The 13,774-nt window shown below is 70.3% G+C and carries 15 protein-coding genes; 6 read left to right on the plus strand and 9 right to left on the minus strand.

All coding sequences use genetic code 11. The annotated features are described in order from the left end of the window. Positions 1-6: 6 nt before the first annotated feature. A complete protein-coding gene (locus ACWCRJ_RS20345) occupies positions 7-996 on the minus strand; it encodes a fumarylacetoacetate hydrolase family protein (protein WP_450940556.1) in 990 nt (329 codons plus the stop codon). Between the two features lie 30 nt (positions 997-1,026). After that, positions 1,027-2,172 carry a VOC family protein gene (locus tag ACWCRJ_RS20350; protein ID WP_450940557.1) on the minus strand — a complete coding sequence of 382 codons (1,146 nt, stop codon included), beginning with the start codon at positions 2,170-2,172 and terminating at the stop codon, positions 1,027-1,029. A gap of 135 nt (positions 2,173-2,307) precedes the next feature. Between ACWCRJ_RS20350 and ACWCRJ_RS20355 the strand changes: the two genes are divergently transcribed. Further along, positions 2,308-2,943 (plus strand): TetR/AcrR family transcriptional regulator, encoded by a 636-nt coding sequence (locus ACWCRJ_RS20355; protein ID WP_450940558.1) that lies wholly within the window; start codon positions 2,308-2,310, stop codon positions 2,941-2,943. 29 nt (positions 2,944-2,972) lie between these two features. After that, positions 2,973-3,113 (plus strand): hypothetical protein, encoded by a 141-nt coding sequence (locus ACWCRJ_RS20360; RefSeq protein WP_450940559.1) that lies wholly within the window; start codon positions 2,973-2,975, stop codon positions 3,111-3,113. 44 nt (positions 3,114-3,157) lie between these two features. On the opposite strand, the gene ACWCRJ_RS20365 is transcribed toward ACWCRJ_RS20360, so the two are convergent. Next, complete coding sequence (locus tag ACWCRJ_RS20365) at positions 3,158-3,685, minus strand: hypothetical protein (RefSeq protein ID WP_450940560.1); 528 nt, start codon at positions 3,683-3,685, stop codon at positions 3,158-3,160. A 101-nt stretch (positions 3,686-3,786) separates the two neighbouring features. Continuing rightward, the gene (locus tag ACWCRJ_RS20370; RefSeq protein WP_450940561.1) at positions 3,787-5,592 is read right to left on the minus strand and encodes an ABC transporter ATP-binding protein; all 1,806 of its coding nucleotides are present in this window, start codon (positions 5,590-5,592) and stop codon (positions 3,787-3,789) included. 438 nt (positions 5,593-6,030) lie between these two features. Here ACWCRJ_RS20370 and ACWCRJ_RS20375 point away from each other — a divergent pair, with 438 nt between their 5' ends. Continuing rightward, positions 6,031-7,191 (plus strand): DUF418 domain-containing protein, encoded by a 1,161-nt coding sequence (locus tag ACWCRJ_RS20375; protein ID WP_450940562.1) that lies wholly within the window; start codon positions 6,031-6,033, stop codon positions 7,189-7,191. A 226-nt stretch (positions 7,192-7,417) separates the two neighbouring features. Here the strand turns inward: ACWCRJ_RS20375 and ACWCRJ_RS20380 are convergent, their stop codons facing one another. The 3 genes from ACWCRJ_RS20380 to ACWCRJ_RS20390 form a co-directional block, all read right to left on the minus strand. Then, the gene (locus tag ACWCRJ_RS20380) at positions 7,418-7,897 is read right to left on the minus strand and encodes a MarR family winged helix-turn-helix transcriptional regulator (protein ID WP_450940563.1); all 480 of its coding nucleotides are present in this window, start codon (positions 7,895-7,897) and stop codon (positions 7,418-7,420) included. Positions 7,898-7,904: 7 nt separating this feature from the next. Continuing rightward, the gene (locus ACWCRJ_RS20385; protein ID WP_450940564.1) at positions 7,905-8,966 is read right to left on the minus strand and encodes an alkene reductase; all 1,062 of its coding nucleotides are present in this window, start codon (positions 8,964-8,966) and stop codon (positions 7,905-7,907) included. Between the two features lie 64 nt (positions 8,967-9,030). Next, on the minus strand, positions 9,031-9,936 hold the full coding sequence (locus ACWCRJ_RS20390; RefSeq protein WP_450940565.1) for an NADP-dependent oxidoreductase: 906 nt from the start codon (positions 9,934-9,936) through the stop codon (positions 9,031-9,033). A gap of 520 nt (positions 9,937-10,456) precedes the next feature. Here ACWCRJ_RS20390 and ACWCRJ_RS20395 point away from each other — a divergent pair. Then, entirely contained in the window at positions 10,457-10,627 is a 171-nt protein-coding gene (locus tag ACWCRJ_RS20395) for a hydrophobic protein (RefSeq protein ID WP_307031245.1), read from the plus strand. Positions 10,628-10,721: 94 nt separating this feature from the next. Here the strand turns inward: ACWCRJ_RS20395 and ACWCRJ_RS20400 are convergent, their stop codons facing one another. Continuing rightward, a complete protein-coding gene (locus ACWCRJ_RS20400; RefSeq protein ID WP_450940597.1) occupies positions 10,722-11,219 on the minus strand; it encodes a hemerythrin domain-containing protein in 498 nt (165 codons plus the stop codon). Positions 11,220-11,522: 303 nt separating this feature from the next. Here ACWCRJ_RS20400 and ACWCRJ_RS20405 point away from each other — a divergent pair, with 303 nt between their 5' ends. Further along, positions 11,523-12,368 (plus strand): RNA polymerase sigma factor SigF, encoded by an 846-nt coding sequence (locus ACWCRJ_RS20405; RefSeq protein WP_450940566.1) that lies wholly within the window; start codon positions 11,523-11,525, stop codon positions 12,366-12,368. Here ACWCRJ_RS20405 and ACWCRJ_RS20410 read toward each other — a convergent pair. Next, a complete protein-coding gene (locus tag ACWCRJ_RS20410) occupies positions 12,355-12,726 on the minus strand; it encodes a hypothetical protein (protein WP_450940567.1) in 372 nt (123 codons plus the stop codon). The two genes, ACWCRJ_RS20405 and ACWCRJ_RS20410, sit on opposite strands and share 14 nt — an antisense overlap. Positions 12,727-12,908: 182 nt before the next feature. Between ACWCRJ_RS20410 and ACWCRJ_RS20415 the strand changes: the two genes are divergently transcribed. Continuing rightward, positions 12,909-13,592, plus strand: a complete 684-nt coding sequence (locus tag ACWCRJ_RS20415) for a TetR/AcrR family transcriptional regulator (RefSeq protein ID WP_450940568.1) — start codon at positions 12,909-12,911, stop codon at positions 13,590-13,592. The last annotated feature ends 182 nt before the right edge of the window (positions 13,593-13,774 follow it).

Genomic DNA, 13,774 nt, shown 5'->3' on the forward strand with positions numbered 1-13,774 from the left:
TGCGGCTCACTTCGGGGTCTCATGGGTGTCCGTGACGGAGGTTCGCTGCTCGCCGAGGTCGATCCGGCCGTCCGGGGTCGCGATCGTCGCTGTCATCACGTCACCCGCGTGCAGATAGTGCGGGTTCTTCGCCTGGGACTTGAAGAAGGCCTTCCACTTCACCGCGGGCGGCAGCAGCGCGCCGATCTTCTCCACCGGCTTCGGCGGGGCCTTCAGCGCCGTACCGCCGGGCGTGCCGGTCAGCAGCAGGTCGCCGGGGTCGAGAGTCTGGAAGCGGGCCAGCAGGGTCAGGGCCTGCGCCGGGCGGACGATCATGTCGGCGAGGGTTCGGTCCTGGCGCAGGTCGCCGTTGACGGACAACTTCAGGCGCAGATCGAGGAGATGGGCGAAGTCCTCCGGCTCCAGCAGCGCCAGGTACGGGCCGGTCGGCGTGAAGGTCGGGTACGACTTGCTCTCGTAGAACTGCGTCTTGGTCAGCTGGACATCGCGGGCGCTGATGTCGTTGGTGATCACCAGCCCGGCGACGTACGACGGCAGGTCCCGCTCCTCGACCACGGTGCCGACGGGCAGGGCTGCGCCCATGACGAGCCCGAGTTCGATCTCGTAGTCGAGGAACTTCACGTGGGAGGGCCGCACGACGGCGTCGCCGGGTCCGCTGACCGAGCCGGACGCCTTGCGGAAGAAGGTGGGCGGGATGTCGTCGGTGAAGCCTGAATCGCGGGCGTGGCTACGGTAGTTGACCATCTGGGCAACGACCCGGCAGGGGGTGGTGACCGGCGAGAGGGCGACCAGGTCGGCGACGGGCGTGCCCGCGTCGGCCGACAGCGCCGCAACCCGTACGGCGTCACGGTCGGCGATCAGCTCGGCGGTGGTGACGGCCTTGGTGTCGACGGGGACGGCCCGGTCGATGGAAGTCCCCCCTGCTCGAGCGGAGTCGAGAGCTTGGGGGAGGACCACCCACCAGCCGTCGGCGGTGCGCAGGACGTTGGTGCTCATGTCAGTACCTTCGTGAGGGAATCGGGGAGGTCAGGACTTGGCGGCCTTGAGCAGGCCCAGCAGGCGCGCCGGGTCCATCTCGTTGTTGCCGCGCAGGGCCTGGATGACATCGCGGACGCGCTGGGGGGAGGGGCTGGCGCCGAGGAAGTCGCGGGTGGCCGGCGGTCCCCACTGGGCGAGGCCGGTGGTCGACAGGGGCGCCCAGCCGGGCTCGACGTCGCAGGAGAACAGGTCGCCGTCGGCGAAGTGCTCCAGCATGAAGCGGTCGGGATCGCGCCAGTAGTCGAAGAGCTGGCTGCCCTGGACGTGCCGGCCGATCCCCCAACTGCGCTGGTAGCCACGCTCCTTGAGGTACTCGCCGCCGGCGGCGATCGAGTCCAGGTCGGTGACCTGGTAGGCCGAGTGGACATAGCCGGTGCCCGGGCCCAGGTGCATGGCCAGCGTGTGATGGTCGGCCGGCACACTGCCGAGGTCGCAGCGGATGAAAGCCATGACCGGGCCGCGCTCGCGCTGCCCGTCCAGGAACTGGAAGTCGGACACGATCATCCCCAGCGTGTCCAGGTACCAGTCCAGGGCCCGGTTGAACACGCGGGTCTCCAGGACGACATGTCCCAGTCGCTGGATGCGGGACGGCTCGCGCGGCGGGCGCTGCGTGGTGTTCGTACGGCGGTGATCGGTGCCGAAGTTGAGCAGCAGCGGGCGTTGCTCGGGCAGCGCCGGGAGCTGCTCGCCGCAGTGCACCACCCGCACCGGGAAGCCCGAGGGATCGAGCAGGCCGACCTCCTTGCCGCCGCCCGGCACGTCCGCGTCCCGCACGTCGGAGCCGGTGGCGCGCGCCAGCCGGTCCAGATCGGCCCGCTCCGCCGCGTGGAACGCCGGTCCGATGAAACGGGACGTCCGCCCGCGCCGGATCACCATGCACGGCGTGCCGGCGAAGGTGCCCCGCAGCCACAACTCGCTCTCCGTGCGCGCGGCGACCTGGAAGCCGAAGTCCCGGGCGAAGGCCTCGGCCCGATCCAGGTCCGGCTTCTCGAACTCCAGCCAGGCCAGGTCCGCCACCTTGATCACGGGATTACGGGAGCGGCCGGGATGCTCCCCGCGCAGGGCGCCCTGTTCGCTGTGCAGGTCCTGGTGGGCCGTCTTGACATCGGGCCCGTGGACGCGGGTTTCAGGCATGGTGCCCTCCGAGCGACATTGTCGTGATGATGAAATCATCAAGTTTGATGGTCTCGTCGTCAAGACGTTCGCGGCAGGAAATGATGAATTCATCAGACCTGCTGGGGTCATCGCCCTCGCGGTTAGACTCTGCGCATGTCTACGTCAGCCCCGCCCAGCAACCGGTTCGAGCGGCGCCGCACCGAGACCCGTCGCGCGCTCATTCGCGCCGCGAGGCAGATACTCGCCGAGACAGGGGACACAAGCGCGAGCATCCAGGCGATCGCGGAGCGCGCGGACGTTGGCTTCGGCTCCTTCTACAACCACTTCGAGTCGAAGACGGAGCTGTTCGAGGCGGCGGTGGTGGACGCCCTGGAGGAGTACGGCCAGAGCTTCGACGAGCGCCTGGCCGGGATCGACGACCCGGCGGAGCTCGTCGCGGCCGGCTTCCGTCTCAGCGCCCGCATGGCCGACTCCCACCCGGAGCTGATGCAGGTCCTGCGCCGTCGCGGCCTTGGCCACATCCACTCGCACAACGGCCTGGCCCGGCGGGCACTTCGCGACCTCGAGGTCGGCATGGCCTCGGGCCGCTTCACCGCCGTCGACCCGGCGGTCGCTCTGTCCGCACTGGGCGGCACCCTACTGTCCCTGGTGGAGCTGAGGTTCGCCCGCCCCGACCTGGACGGCGACGAGGCCGCGCTGAACCTGGCCGAGATGGTCCTGCGCATGCTGGGCGTGCCACCGGACGACGCCCACGAGGTCGCCCGGCGCCCCCTCCCCGACTCCGCCTGAGCGCCACCCCCTGCACGCGCCTCCGGTACGTGCGCCGGGGGGCCGACGCCCTCACCATCGACCCCTTCCTGCCGCCGCAACTGCCGGGCGTCGACATCACCGGGGTGAAACGGCAGGGTCGCACGTTCGTCACCGGCTGCCACCAGCCGCTGAGGGTCCGGCCCACGTAGCGGGGCGAAGCCTCGGCGCAAGGCTGACAGCCCTGATCGCCGCCTCACTTCAACAGGGTGCTGACCAAGGCGACGGCCACTCCCAAGAGCGCGTCAGTACCGCCGATCCTGACGGCTCGGCCCCACGTACGGCCTGCGGCCCGGGAGGCGAGCAGGCCCCAGCCCAGGAGCAGGACGGTGTTGATTCCGAAGGCGACGTACTCGATGCCTGTGGAGTGCCACCAGCCGAGGCCCGCCCCGCACAGCAGCAGTGTGGTGGGCAGCGCCGCCACCACCAGCGGCCATTCGGCGAGGACTGCGCGCACCACACCCCGTACGCCGGGATGGCCCTGCGCGTCACGGTGGGCGATCTGGTGGGCGTATCCATGAGCCAGGGCCGAGGCAAGGGCGGTGAACAGGACCCACACGGCGTCGTCCATGCGCGCCGCCCGAGTCACCTCGCCGAACTGCGTGAGCGCGGCGACGGCCGAACTCGACACCAGGAGCCCGTACACGCCGCCGAACAGCGCGGTCGGCTGGGCCAGCCAGTCCCATAGCCCACGTCCGCGACGGATGGCGGACTCGGTGCGCATAGGGGGCCTTTCGCGGTCTTGGTTTCCGTGGGTGCCGGTGCGTGGGGTTGTCCGGCCGGGACCGGGGCAGTGGGCGACCGGACAGCCCCGCGTGGGGTGGGTCATCGCGCGGGTGTCAGGAGCTGGGTGGCCGCCAGCCGCGCGTACAGCCGGTCCTGGCCCACCAGTTGCTCATGGGTGCCCACCGCCCGGACCCGGCCGGCGTCCATGACGACGATCCGGTCGGCGCCTGTCACCGTCGACAGGCGGTGGGCCACCACCAGCACAGTGGTCTCCCGAGCCACGTCCGCGATGACGTCCCGCAGCGCGAGCTCGTTGACGGCGTCGAGTTGCGAGGTCGCCTCGTCCAACAGCAGCAGGCGGGGCTTGCGCAGTACGGCGCGGGCGATGGCGATGCGCTGCCGCTCACCGCCCGACAGCTTCGAGCCGCGGTGGCCGACCGGGGTGTCCAGGCCGTGGGGCAGACGCTCGACGAGGGTGTCGAGCTTCGTGCGGGCCAGGACGTCGCGGAGGGCGTCGTCCGTCGCATCGGGCGCGGCGAAGACGAGGTTCTCGCGGAGCGTGCCGGCCAGCACCGGGGCGTCCTGCTCGACGTATCCGATGGCGGACCGCAGTTGGGGCAGCGGCCAGTGCCGTACGTCCTTGCCGTCGACCAGCACCCGGCCACCGGTGGCCTCGTGGAACCGCTCGATGAGCGCGAAGATCGTCGACTTGCCCGCACCCGAGGGGCCCACGAAGGCCGTCATCCCGGCACCCGGTACCTCGAAACGCACCCGCTGATGGACGTACGGCAGGCCCGGACGGTAGCGGAAGGACACGTCCTCGAAACGGACCGACGCCGGACCCGGCGCGGCTGTCCCCTGCCGGGGCAGGGCGTCCGTCCGCCGAGCGGGCGGTTCCGTCGAGAGGCGTTCCACGGCCGCGATGCGGGAGATCGCGGCTGCCCCCTCCTGATAGGAGGTCACGGCGTCGACCAGCTTGGACACCGGCTCGATCAGATAGAAGAGGTACAGCAGGAAGGCGATGAGGGTGGACACGGGGATCTCCCCGGACGCCACCCGCGCCCCGCCGACCGCGAGCACCGCGAGAAAGGCCAGCTGTACGGCGAGTTCGTCCGTCGAGCCTGCCACGGCCTCCCACTTCGCGCTCTTCACGCCGTGCCGCCACGCCCGCCGCGCCGCCGCCACCACCCGAGCGGTCTCCCGCTCCTCGGCACCGGACGCCTTCACCGTGCGAAACGCCCCGAGAGACCGCTCCAATCCGACGGAGATCTCCCCGACCGCCTCCTGCGACCGCTCGGTGGCCCGCGCGATCTGCGGCATCACCAGCGCGGCGGCCCCACCGACCGACACGATCACACCGAGCGTCACACCCAGCAGCACGACGTCCAGGAACGCCATCACCACGACCGCCGCGACGAAGGCCACCGCGCCGGTGGCCGCGGAGACGACCGCCTGGGTGCTGACCGCCCGCAGCAGAGTGGTGTCCGAGGTGACCCTCGACATCAGATCGCCCGGCGGGATCCGCTCCCACTCCGCGATCCGCAACCGCAACAGCCGCCCCACAAGGGTGCGCCGCGCGGCCAGGACCACCGACTCCGCCGTCCGCTCCAGCACGTACGCGCCGAACGCCTCGACGGCCGTACCCAGCACCACCAGCACGGTGAGCGCGATCAGGATCCCGGCGATGGTCTCACCGGAGGCCAGCCGGTCCACCAGCGCCTTCGTGGCCAGCGGCTGCAGCAGTCCTCCGGCGGCCCCGACCAGGGAGCACAACAGACCGAGGGCGACCGCCCACCGGTGCGGCCGCACATACGCGCCCAGTGCCTTGATCGTCTCCCGGGCGGACAGGGACGGCTCATCCGTCGGGGACGGCTCATCCGTCGTCGGAGCGGATGCGGTGTTCACGAAGTTCCTTTCTTCTGCGGTGTCGCGGCGTCACCACCCGGTATGCGGGCCGAAGTTGCCGGGACAGTCCTCGCGCTCCTTGTGCCGGCGCGGTCTGTCATGCCTCCAGTCTTCGAGCCCGGCCGACACGGGCCCATCCGGCAACCGTCGGGTCCACCCCCGCCAAGTGGCCGAACAACACCGCCCGTCCGGTCGCACCGGACCGACCGGTCAGGACGAGACTCCGCCTGTCGGCAGGGCGGTACCCGCCGATCGGCGGGGGAGAGCCCGAAGACTGCCGGATGGTCCGCCCCCGGACGCCCACGCGAGATTCTCCGTATGACACAGACACAGCCGCCGCAGGAGACGTCAGCTCCGCGGGAGACGTCAGCTCCGCAGGAGAACTCGCCTCCGCCGCCCCGGACCTCCCCCGAGTCCCCGGCCTCGCCAGGTCCCTCGATGGGACGCCTCGTCGGGGTGGACCTGGCCCGCGCGCTGGCGGTGTTCGGCATGTACGTCGTGCACATCGGCCCCCCACTGTCCGCCACGAGCGGCGTGGCGAGCTGGATCCGCTACATGGCGGATGGCCACTCGTCGGTCCTGTTCGCCACTCTCGCCGGGTTCTCGCTGATGCTGATCGCCGGCCGCCGCGAGCCGAAGACGGGCCTGGCGGGCCGGCAGGCGAGGGCCCGCATCGCGATCCGCGCCGTGATCCTGCTGGTGCTGGGCACCGTGCTGACGATGGAGTACGGGGGAGTGATCATCCTCGGCTTCTACGGGGTCTACTTCCTCCTCGCCCTGCCCCTGGTGCGACTGAGCGCCAGGACCCTCGCGATCATCGCGGCCGCGTTCGCCCTCGTCACGCCGCAGCTGGCGTTCGTCCTCACCTCGCTGCTGACTTCGTCGGTCCAGGAGAGCATCAACGCCTACGACCCGCTCCGCCGCCTCAGCGAGGTGGGCGTCCTCGATCTGCTGCTCACCGGCTTCTACCCGGCGCTCACGTGGATGTCGTTCGTGATCGCGGGCATGGCGCTGGGCCGCCTCGACCTGTCCTCCACCACCGTCCAGAAGCGCCTGGCCGCGTTCGGCGCCGCCCTCATCACGGCCGCCTACGGCATGTCCCTGCTGCTCGCCGGCTCAGGTGCGTTGCGGAGCACGGCGGAAGACGGGCCGTCGTCCAGCGGCTCCGGTTCGATGCCACTCGACAGCGCCTCGATGCCGTCTGGTGGCGGCTCGTTCCCCGACCTGCCGGCGTCGGCGCTGCTGACGGCCGGGCCGCACAGCGGCACCACGTTCGACATCATCGGCAGCGTCGGTGTCGCCATCCTCGTGGTCGTGGGCGCGACGGTGCTGATGGACCGCATGCCGCGACTGCGCCGTCTGGCGAAACCGGTCATCGCCGTGGGCACCATGTCCCTGACCGCCTACGTCGGCCACTTCCTCGCACAGACCGCGTTCTCCACGCCCGCCGGAACCGGCACCCAGCAGTCCTGGCTGCCCCTGATCCTTTACGTCCTCGGAGCCATCCTGTTCGCCGCGATCTGGTCCCGCTTCTTCCGCCGCGGCCCCCTGGAGTACCTGCTCAACGCCGCCACCAAGCCGGCGAAGCACATCCGATGAGACCCGGCCGGGGTGTGAACCTCCGCACTCCACCCCGGCCCGGGCCGCTCATGGATCCAGCATCTGCCGCCGCACCAGGGGCATGTACAGCTCGCGCCTGCCCCTCACGCTGAGGTCCGTTCAGCACGGGCTCAGTGAGCCGAGTGTGCTGCAGCACTGTCCACTTCGCGGGAACGCGGGAAACGATTCGTACTCCGGGCCGGAACCGGGGTGCACCCGAAGGGAGTTACTCGGACCCTCCCGCCGCAACGTCCCGGCTGCTGATCGCGTCGGCGATGGCGTAGGCGGTGCGGACGAAGGACTCCGCCTGCTGCGCGGACAGGTTCCGCGCGGAGGTCTCCTCCAGGGCCCGCCACATGGCAGCGATGGGCTCGCGCATGGCACGGCCCTTGTCGGTGAGGTGGACGACCATCACGCGCCGGTCGTGCTCGGCCGGCTCGCGCACGAGCAGGCCGGCGTCCTGCATGCGGCGCAGGGACTTGGAGACGGTGGAGTGGTCCAGGCCGACGCTTTCGAGCAGTTCGGACTGGGTCTGGCCGTCCCGGTCGAGAAGTTGCATGAGCAGCAGTTCCTGTCCGGGATGCAGGTCCATTTCGCGGAGCATGGCGGCGGCGCGGGCCCGGTGGGCGCGGGCGAGCTGGAAGATCGCGTAGCTCATCGGCCCCTCGCCGGCCGTGGAGGGGGTGCGGTGTGTGGGGGTGGGCATCGGTTCCTCAGACGGTGTGGGTGGGGTAGTCGGTGTAGCCGGCCACTCCGCCGCCGTAGAAGGTCGCCGGGTCGGGGGTGTTCAGCGGCGCGTCAGAGCGTAGCCGCTCGACCAGGTCCGGGTTGGCGAGCGCGAGGGCGCCGACGGAGACGAGGTCGGCCGTGCCGTTGTCGACGTCCCTGGCGCGGGTCGGCAGGTCGGTGCCCGCCCGGTTGAGGATCAGCGTGGTCGGCCACAGCGCGCGCAGGGTGCCCAGCAGCTCCTCGTCGCCCGCGTGGAGGATGTGGAGGTAGGCGAGGCCGAGCGGGCTGAGGGCGCGCAGGAGCGCCGGATACAGCTCGGCGGTGTCGGACTCGGCGATGTCGTTGTAGGGGTTGCCGGGGGAGATGCGCAGGCCGGTGCGGTCGGCGCCGATCTCGTCGGCCACGGCAGCGGCGACCTCGACGGCGAAGCGGATGCGGTTGTCGAGGGAGCCGCCGTAGCGGTCGGTGCGCTGGTTGGTGTTGTCGGCGAGGAACTGGTGCAGGAGGTAGCCGTTGGCGCCGTGGATCTCCACGCCGTCGGCGCCTGCCGCGACGGCGGCCGCCGCGGCGCGGCGGAAGTCGTCGACGGTGGCCACGACCTCCTGCGTCGACAGCGCACGGGGCGTCGGCATCTCCTGGGGCCCGGACGCGGTGAACATCGCGCCCTGCGGCTGGATCGCCGATGGGGCGACCGGCTGACGGCCGTGAGGGGTGTTGTCAGGGTGGGAGATGCGTCCGGTGTGCATCAGCTGGATGACGATCCGGCCGTCGGCCGCGTGCACGGCGTCGGTGACCTTGCGCCACCCGGCGATCTGATCGTCATTGTGGATGCCGGGGGTGAGGAGGTAGCCCTGGCCGTCGGCGTTGGGCTGGGTGCCCTCGGTGATGATGAGCGCGTGCGAGGCCCGCTGGGCGTAGTACTCGGCGTTCAGCTCGGTCGGTATGCCTTCGGGGGTGGAGCGGTCACGGGTCATGGGGGCCATGACCAGGCGGTGCGGGAGGGAGATGTCGCCGACGGTGGTCGGCGCCCAGAGGGCGTTCAGCATGAGTGGTCCTTCGGTGCGGTGATGGCCAGGTGATGATCGGAACAAGGGGGCATGGCGGGCGTGATCAGCCGAGGGTGAGGACGAGCTTGCCCCGGACATGCCCGGCGTCGCTGATCTGCTGGGCCGTGGCGGCCTGGTCGAGCGGGTAGGCGGTGACGGTGGTGACGAGCTTGCCGGTCGCGGCGTCCTGCGCCAGCGCGGCAAGGCGGGCGGCCGAGCGTTCCTGGCCACCGCTGGAGAAGGTGATGCCGAGCTGGTGCGCGCGGAAGTCGGCGATGGTGACGATGCGCTCGGTGCCGCCGCGCAGGGTGATGGAGTCCTCGAGGGCTCCCTTGCCGGCCAGGTCGAACACCGCGTCCACGCCGTCGGGGGCGAGCGCCCGGACCCGGTCGACCAGGCCCTCGCCGTAGAGGGTCGCGGTGGCGCCGAGCGAGGTGAGGTAGTCCTGGTTGGCGGGGCCGGCGGTGGCGATGACGCGCGCTCCGCGGGCCGTGGCGAGCTGGACCGCGAGGGTGCCGACCGCTCCGGCCGCGCCGTGCATCAGTACGGTTTCCCCGGCGGTGACGCCGAGCAGGTCCAGGACCCGCTCGGCGGTCTCGCCCGCCACCGGCAGCGCGACCGCGTGCTGCCAGTCGAGGCCGGCGGGCTTGGGGGCCACGACGGTGGCCAGCGCGTATCGGGCGTACGAGCCGGTGTCCGACCAGCCCAGCACCTCGTCACCCACCTGCACATTCCGCACGCCCTCACCCAGGGCGTCCACCACGCCGGCCAGCTCGTGACCGGGGACGGAGGGCAGCGGCGTGGGGAACACGGCCTCCATCGCCCCGGAGCGGATCTTGCCGTCCAGCGCGTTCAGCCCGGCTGCCTCGACGCGGACGCGGACCTGTCCGGGGCCGGGCTGCGGGACCTCGATGTCCGCCTCGTGCAGCACTGCGGTATCGCCGAAACGGTCGAACAGGATGGCTTTCATGAGGGCTCCTCTCATGCCGCCACCCATTTAGGTGGCTGGACACATAATCAACGTAACAGAGAACATGTGGCTAGCCAAGTATTTGCCGTCGCTCGACTGCGCAAGATCGGCCGCGGTCGCGTCGGCCTCCTCGGGGCGGCGGTCGAAGCGGGAGGCGCTCCACCGGAGCGCGGCTCCGCGGCCAAGGGCTACGTCGACTGGAAGCTGGACGACCGGGCCGGCCGGCACCTGGCGGTGCGCGGCTTCCTTCTGGTCCGTGCCGGGGCGGCTCGCCGTTGGCCGCCCGGGCAGCCTCCGGCTCCGCGTCCCTCTCCTCCAGCCGCGCCGACAGTTCGGTGTTCGCCTGTTCCGGGCGGGAGACCTGACGCTCGTACGGCCTGATCCAGTGCGGGGCCCCTGTCGGCGCGGGTCAAGCCATGGGATCTGACTTTCGGTTCCCGGATGCGTAGTGGAGAAACCTGGAAATCGACAGCGTGTTCCCGTATTCGCGGGGCACGAGGAGGGACGGAGGTTGATAACAATGGTTCCCCTGCTTCTCGTTCTTCTGCTGGCTCTGATCCTCTTCGGCGCGGGTTTCGCGTTGAAGGCACTGTGGTGGATCGCCGTCGTCGTACTGGTCGTATGGCTGCTCGGCTTCGTCATGCGCTCCGCGGACACAGGCGGCCGCAAGGGACGCTGGTATCGCTGGTAATCCGTCAAGCGGTGACAATGCCTGTGGGCCCCCGAATGCAGGGGGCCCACAGGCATGTCCCGGATGGAAACATCCGCCCGAAAAGCCGGTGTGGTCAGCTACCGACTTCGACGATGCGTCGCACGCTGTCGACGTCCCCGCAGCCTGCCTTCAACCGGCGCGCGCGCTCTTCCGTGAACGCCTCGCCCAGCTCCTCCCGGCGTTCCATGGCCACGTTCTCGCGCGCTCCGTTGAGAATGGTGCGCTCCTCCTCGTCGGCGTGGTGGGTGACGGCCCGCACGAGCTCTTCCAGCTTCTCGTCCCACTCCTGGGAGCCGACCTCGTCGACCTCCAGGAGTTCCAGAAGTGCCTTGTTGCCCTCCTCGTGCTCCTCCTCGCCGTGTTCCACCTCTTCGTCGTCGATGTTCTTGTAGCGCCTGAGGGCGGGATAGACCTTGGCCTCTTCCGCCAGCGCGTGCGCGATCAGCAGATCGGAGAATTCCCGGAGAGCGGCGGCCCGGTCGGCTTCGACGCTGCGCATCTGACGAAAGAGATCCTCCATCTTTCGGTGGTCCTGGAGAATGAGTTCAACGACGTCTCGAGTCTGTGCCATGGGGCTGGGCATCACTTTCTTGCTGGGAACCTTGCCGGCAACCTTGCTGGGAACTTTGCTGGGAAATCCTGCGGGGAATTCTTGCCGGACCCCCGGCATCCTGTTACCCCGTCCTGCGCTGTTCAGCGGGACGAGCTGACCATGGACGAGAGGTGCTCTGATGCGGTGTCGTTCTGATGCGGCGTCGGGGCGAGACGCGGGCGCGGGTCGGAAGTCGTGGGCATGACCACCGGGCCAGGGGGTACACGCGGCAGCGGTGAGCTGACATGGCCGGAGTCGGCAGGGCCGACAGGGGAGGGACACATGATCACGGATACGGCAGCGACGATGGATGCGCACCGCGGTGCACTGCCGGAGGTGGCCGACCCGTCGAAGGTCGCTCCCAAGGACGCGCGTGCTTTGACCCGCGTGTTCTTCCAACGGCTTGCCGGTCTGGAGGAGGGCACGCCGGAGTACCAGTACGCGCGCAACACGTTGATCGAGATGAACATCTCCCTGGTCCGCTACGCGGCCTCCCGGTTCCGCAGCCGGGACGCGGAGGAGATGGAGGACATCGTCCAGGTCGGTGTGATCGGTCTGATCAAGGCCATCGACCGGTTCGAGCTCTCCCGTGAGGTGGAGTTCACCTCCTTCTCGATCCCCTACATCGTGGGAGAGATCAAGCGGTTCTTCCGTGACACCACCTGGGCCGTGCACGTCCCCCGCCGCCTGCAGGAGGCCCGCGTCCAACTGGCGCGTGCCACCGAGGAGCTGAGCAGCCGCCTGGGCCGTACCCCGACCGTGGCGGAGCTGGCCCAGCTGATGAACCTGGAGGAAGACGAGGTCATCGAGGCGCGGCTGGCCTCCAACGGCTACCGCTCCTCCTCCCTGGACGCGGCCATCAACAACAGTGAGGACGGCGAGACGGCACTGGCCGACTTCATCGGCGACGAGGACGGCGCGCTGGAACTGGTGGAGGACTTCCACGCACTCGCTCCGATGATCGCCGGTCTCGATGAGCGGTCGCGCAAGCTCCTGCACTGGAGGTTCGTCGAGGAAGAGACCCAGGCCCAGATCGGCGAGCGTCTCGGCGTCTCCCAGATGCATGTGTCCCGGCTGCTGTCACGCACCCTGGCCCAGCTCCGCGAGGGCATGCTCACCACCCACTGACACCGCCCGGCAGGACGGCGCCTTCGCGGTGGTGGAGTGGTGTACCGCCTCCGTCCGGGCTGTCTCGCCGGGACTCGTCGATCAGTGCTGCCTGAACGCGGGACACGTGGGCGGCTGCCCGGACAGGGGCAGCCGCCCACGCGTGCGCTTGCAGGCTGAGGGAGCGCGCCGTCGTACCGTCGTCGCCGGTGTGCACTGGCGAGGTATGCGATGCCGCCACCGCGAGGCACACCTGGGCGGGCGCCATATCCGGGATGGGCACATGGACGACGTTCGGATGTGAGGAGAACACGGACGCCGAACGGGCCAGGAACGAGATGCCCCGGCCGGCCGCGACATGTTCGAGCGTCTCGTCCACCCCGCGCTACGGCAGGCCCCGCGTCGGCGTGACCGCAGGGGTGGTCGCGGGCCTGGGCCTCCGGTGAGTGAGCCCAGGAGACCTGCTCGAAATCGGTCGCATAGGCTGGTCCCACGGTCGCCGGTGAAGAGGCGCAGGCCGCGGCGGCGTACGCTCGCCGTCCGTCCGAGGGAGGCGTTCGAGTGGCAGCGGCTGGTGGCCGGTCGACGAAGCGGCTCCAACGGGGAACCCTCTCCCAGGGGCTCATCGTGGCGACCGCGCTGCGGATCCTCGACGAGGACGGGCCGGACGCGCTGACCTTCCAGCGGCTCGGCAAGGAACTGTCCGCCTCCGCCACCGCCGTCTACCGGCACTTCGCGAGTCGCGACCACATCATGGTCGCCGTCGCGGAGGAGCTCGACCGGCTCTCCCTCGACGGGTACGAGCCGCACGAGTCGTGGACCGAGTCGCTGCGGGACCTGGCGATCCGTGCCTGGAACACCGCCCTGGACCACCCGGCCGCCGCCGCGCTGTGCATGGGGAGAGTCACCCGGGGCGTGCACGAACTGCGCGCCGTCGACGCCATCCTGGAAGCGTTCCACCGCGGCGGCTGGCGCGGCCGGGCGGCCGTCCTGCACTACCAGGCGTTCTCGAACTTCGCCCTCGCCGTGGCGAGCAACTACGCCTGGCAGCTCGTCAGCCAGCGCTTCGGCGCCGAGGTGAACTGGGTGCAGGAGTACCAGCCGGCGAACCCAGCCACCTACCCCTACGCCGAGGCGGCGAAGGAGCATCTGCGCAACCTCGACATGACCGACGTCTTCCACCGGCAGATGGACATCCTCCTCGCGGCCCTCCAGGCGGAGGCGGCGGCGCTCCCGCGCGACTGACGGCGCACCCTGCGCCGGGCTTCGCCGCTCCGGTGCGGCAGCAGCCGGGCTTCGCCACTCCCGTGCGGCTGCGTTCCAGGCCTCACCCCTCCTCCCGTATCGCAACGTTCCGGCCAGGCGCGGGCAAAGATAGTTAACGCTATTGACTACGTCGTTCACTTGGCTGCATCCTCTCCCCACCG

The sequence above is a fragment of the Streptomyces sp. NPDC002324 genome (genome assembly GCF_053593335.1).

Bases quoted from the DNA above. Each gene is read 5' to 3' on its own strand.
- ACWCRJ_RS20380 (WP_450940563.1), bottom strand. From the start codon at position 7,897: ATGCCCACCCCCACACACCGCACCCCCTCCACGGCCGGCGAGGGGCCG.
- ACWCRJ_RS20400 (WP_450940597.1), bottom strand. From the start codon at position 11,219: ATGGCACAGACTCGAGACGTCGTTGAACTCATTCTCCAGGACCACCGA.
- ACWCRJ_RS20405 (WP_450940566.1), top strand. From the start codon at position 11,523: ATGATCACGGATACGGCAGCGACGATGGATGCGCACCGCGGTGCACTG.
- ACWCRJ_RS20390 (WP_450940565.1), bottom strand. From the start codon at position 9,936: ATGAAAGCCATCCTGTTCGACCGTTTCGGCGATACCGCAGTGCTGCAC.
- ACWCRJ_RS20385 (WP_450940564.1), bottom strand. From the start codon at position 8,966: ATGCTGAACGCCCTCTGGGCGCCGACCACCGTCGGCGACATCTCCCTC.
- ACWCRJ_RS20375 (WP_450940562.1), top strand. From the start codon at position 6,031: ATGGGACGCCTCGTCGGGGTGGACCTGGCCCGCGCGCTGGCGGTGTTC.
- ACWCRJ_RS20395 (WP_307031245.1), top strand. From the start codon at position 10,457: ATGGTTCCCCTGCTTCTCGTTCTTCTGCTGGCTCTGATCCTCTTCGGC.
- ACWCRJ_RS20345 (WP_450940556.1), bottom strand. From the start codon at position 996: ATGAGCACCAACGTCCTGCGCACCGCCGACGGCTGGTGGGTGGTCCTC.
- ACWCRJ_RS20350 (WP_450940557.1), bottom strand. From the start codon at position 2,172: ATGCCTGAAACCCGCGTCCACGGGCCCGATGTCAAGACGGCCCACCAG.
- ACWCRJ_RS20365 (WP_450940560.1), bottom strand. From the start codon at position 3,685: ATGCGCACCGAGTCCGCCATCCGTCGCGGACGTGGGCTATGGGACTGG.
- ACWCRJ_RS20355 (WP_450940558.1), top strand. From the start codon at position 2,308: ATGTCTACGTCAGCCCCGCCCAGCAACCGGTTCGAGCGGCGCCGCACC.